General features: G+C 55.6%; 1 protein-coding gene. It reads right to left on the reverse strand.

Annotation, left to right across the window (positions count from 1 at the left end):
- Positions 1–332: 332 nt before the first annotated feature.
- Positions 333–4,097 carry an efflux RND transporter permease subunit gene (locus RMSM_RS01360; protein WP_008690395.1) on the reverse strand — a complete coding sequence of 1,255 codons (3,765 nt, stop codon included), beginning with the start codon at positions 4,095–4,097 and terminating at the stop codon, positions 333–335.
- Positions 4,098–4,314 lie beyond the last annotated feature (217 nt).

Genomic DNA, 4,314 nt, shown 5'->3' on the forward strand with positions numbered 1-4,314 from the left:
TTTGAAATACCAATCGGCTTCACGGACAACGCAACAACTGTTCCCATTCGCACAGTGCTGCAAACGCCGGGATCCAATTTGGAACCGCAGAACCGCGATCTCGAAACGGCTGGACCGATTGTCTCCCTTAAGCTCTGCTTTGGGTTAAATAGATCCGTGACGAAATGAAAGATAAATTCTTAGTGAAAGCAAGCATTCCAAACCCGAGCGAGTGACGACTGCTGCAAACGGCAGCAGTCTCGTTTCTGATAAGCCAAGAAGCGCTCAGGAAACAGGCAACCACCCGAACAGAGGAGTGGTCTGGCCACGTCGTATTTGTCCCCAATTTGCCGCTATTTTCGCTTCATGCGATGGGGTCGATCGATCCGCTCAGGGGGGAAATGCACTTTTAATCGCGGCAGGTCCTCGTATTCGTCCGCCACCTCGGTTTGCGTTGGCTGTGGAGGTCCCGGCTGCGGCGGATCCGCTGACGAGACGCTCGTCGCCAAAGCAGCACTCTGACTTGGATCGGCGGTTCGCGGTTTAAACCAACGCCCCAAAGGTCCCGCCAACAAAGCCGGCAGCAAGATCAGGTCCCCGACCAACGCCGTGGCCAACATCAACAACATCAACGTTCCAAAACGCTGCGTAGGCGTGAACGTTGAAAGTGCAAAAACAAACAGCCCGAGTCCTCCGACCACGGTGGTTTGTGTCATCGCGGGGCCGACGCGGCGGTACGTCTCAATCACCGCTTCGACCCGGGTCATCCCCCGATCGAGGTTGGTACGGAACCACGACAAGAAGTGAATCGTATCGTCCACCGCTACCCCCATCGCCACCGAGGCGGTCATCATCGTGCCAATATCAATCGCGACATCCAAGTGACACATCACACCAAAGACAAGTAGGACCGGGAACACGTTGGGAATCATCGCAACCGCGCCGGCCATCACACCATTGCCCAGATTGGATGGAATCGCCCATGACCATGGCAATCGTCCAGGATTCAGCAGCATCGCCATCACGATGGCAATTAACACAAAGGCGAGCGCAATCGATTCAAGCAAGCTGTACAGCAACGTCCGCTGAGCCTTGTAGACGACCGGAATCACCCCGGTGTAGATCGTCTGCAGCGAACCCGAACCTTCGACGTTGGGGAATCGATCTGGGGTCAGCGCGGCTTGTACTGACTTGGATGCCACTTCGTTTGCATCGATATAACGATTTGCGGATTCGCTTAGCGTCGGATCAGCCGGGTCATCGCCCACCCATACTACGGCGCTCGCGGCTGCGACCATTTGGTTGTATTTCTCGCTGCCAATCTTGACTTTTGATTCTGGGGTGTTGGGATCGAGCCAGCCGACACGAATACGCTCGTTCGCCAACAACTCTTTTAGAGTCGACAAATAGATGCTTCGTGTGTCAATCGTCTCGGGGTCGATCAGCAATTCGGCGGTGTCGAGCGATTCGGGACGCTCGTGTCCGAGCAGCACGACGACGTCTTTCCCGGACAATTTTTGCGGCTTCCCCTCGGCATCGCGTTTGAGCGAACTTAATAACATCTCACGGGTATCGTAGGCCCGCATCACGGGCTCCACCGCAGTCCGCAGCGTACTGATAAAACGACCGTAGTCGACATCCGACAACGCACCGACTCGCAAACTAATTCGCCACAATTCACTGCCGGCAAATGGCCCCTCTTTTTCGATCCGGACATAGTCGCTCTGCAGCAATTGATCGCGAGACTCGAGCAACTTGCGATTGACGATCGAACGGCGCGGGTCATAAGAATTGCTTGGTGGCGGAAGCGGAGGCAGGAAGGTGTCGGCGCTCATCGTCTGGCCGACGACGTCCATTCCCGTTTCACCAAGTGTTCGCCGCACGACTTGGCTGACTCGCGCAACCATCTCGGCTCGTTCGAGCATATTCAGCGGATGAGGTTCGACCGCCGATTCTTCCTCTGCCGGTTGTTCCGCCCCGTTTGGTGCCAACTCGGATTCAGCAAGCGACGAACTCGGCACGCGTACGATCATTTCCATCGGGACTAACTTGCCAAAATGGTCTTCCAACCAAGCATAGTCACGAATGATGCGGGATTCGGAATCAAATAACTTCAGCAATTGCACCGATGTTTTGATATGCAGCAGCCCAAGCGCGCCGACAAACAAAACGGTTAAACAGACGGTACTGACCAATACATGGTGCGATGTAACCCAGCGGCCAATCGACGCCCACCACTCGGCAAAATAACTTTCGGTAGCATCGTCATGCGGACTGCCGTTTGACATCGCCGCCGTTTTGGCTGCCGTCTTCGCTGCGGTTTTTTCCTTGGTATTCCCCGCAAGATCCGAAGCGGGCGAAAACGTCTGCAGGGCCGCGGGCAGGTACGAAAACAAGACCCCCAGCGTGACCATCACTCCGATGGCCGAGTACAAACCAAAGTTGCTGATCGGGGCCAAGTTACTCGTGAACAGCGATGCCAAACCGATCGCAGTGGTGAACGAAGCGAGCGTACATGGCAAAAGTGCATGTTTAAGCGCGCGTCCTGCTGCACCGACTTCGCCTCCGGCTCGGACCTCGTCGCGATAATAATTGACCACGTGGATAGCGCCCGACAATCCCAGCACGTACACCAGCGATGGCATGCTCATCAAGATCGCATCGACTTTGCCACCCGTCCACCACACCATCGCCATGCTGAGCATCGCGGCGCTGCCGCCGACCACAAACACCATCGTGGTGATTTTCAAACTGCGGAAACAGACGTAGGACAACACAATCCCGATCACCAGGCTGTAACCCAGCAAGCGGATCAACGTGACTGTCCCCTCTTCGTCAATCGCAACGTTGTCCACGGGCGGACCGCCCAAACGAAGCGGTGGCATGCCCGCGACCGTTTCAGCGGGTTGACGATTGAATGGCGGGGGTGCTGTCGATGGCGGCGGAGCAGGACGAACTCCCGACTCTTCGGCCAATTGCAACAATCGACCGCGAGGTCCACCCGCAACACCACGCCCCAAGACATAAGGCAAGTTGTCTTTGGCGATGTCGGTCAAGGTCACGACCACACAAGTCAATCGTGGCGGCGGGGTGACATCGACCGAGTCATAGACGGCGTACCAGACGTAATCCTGTTCCGCAGTCGACGCGGCTTGCAACTGTTCAAGTGAGCCGTCAAAACGCTCTGCCAAAATGCGATCAAAGTTTCGCTTGACACTCTCGTCAAAATCCTCAGGCAATTCGTCGCGTCGGGACGCGGGAATCTCGTTGCGAAACGATTCAATCTTCCAATCAAATTCATACGGTACCGCGTTCGCAAACAAGGTCCCGGTCAAACGTTCCAGCGCCAATCGCCTCGCCACGGTGGCTCGCATCGATTCATCGGTCAAATCAATCGGCCACAGCGCACCGCCTTCGGCGGACAACTCATCGGCGATCGAGTCTCCGGTTTCGACCGTGTGAAACATCGGTGCACAAATCAGCGAGGGGTCGTTGTAAAACGGATTGGTCGCTTGATCCTCGGTCGATTCGCCATAGGCCGCCACAAACGTCCCTTGCAGCGTGTAGTTTCCGGTCGCACGTTTGATCGTACGGATCAACGCAGCCGGCCCGGTCGACGCCTCGTCCCAACGATACAGATTGCCATCGGGGGTGATGTAATACCAATCTCCCGACTCCGAGCGGACCCATTTCTCCTGCAGATCCCCCCAGTTGTCATGTTTGCGGCCCGTGTTCAGCAGACCTAACTCTTTGCCCTTCTCGCGAGCGCGAGCGTATTCGGCACGAACTTCGGCAGACCGACCCACGGCAGGATCATATTCGTCGGACTCGTGACGCAATTTGTGTTCGAGCAACTGCAGACGCTGATCACCGCTGGTGCATCCAGGCCATGTCGCTAACACGAAACTTTCACCGACAAAGTGATCGGCAAACCATTCCAATTCGGCAGTTTCCGGAAAATCGCTCGGCAACCAGTCTTTGACTTCGTTTTGCGTCTCTCCCAAACTCAATCGAGCGGCACGAAACACCGAGGGCAAAACGAAGAAAAAGACCATCAAGATGGCCAACGCATAGGTGACCCCCAGCGGGCTGCGTCGCTCTAACAGGGGTTGTTTCATAGTGGCGTTTGCGTCGGAAATTCGGATGATGCGAAATGGGAAGAGGATGGATTGATGACAAAAGCATTCAGAGGACGAGCGTGTCGGTTTACCCCAAAGGCCCGTCGTTTGCCGATTTCCACGGCTCGTTTTATCGTGCCAATCCTCACGGCACGAATAACGCACTTAAGCTAACGATCCCAACCCTTTGGGTCTACTTCACATTGATGATACCGAA

This window comes from Rhodopirellula maiorica SM1, from assembly GCF_000346295.1.
GTDB classification, from domain to species: Bacteria; Planctomycetota; Planctomycetia; order Pirellulales; family Pirellulaceae; genus Novipirellula; species Novipirellula maiorica.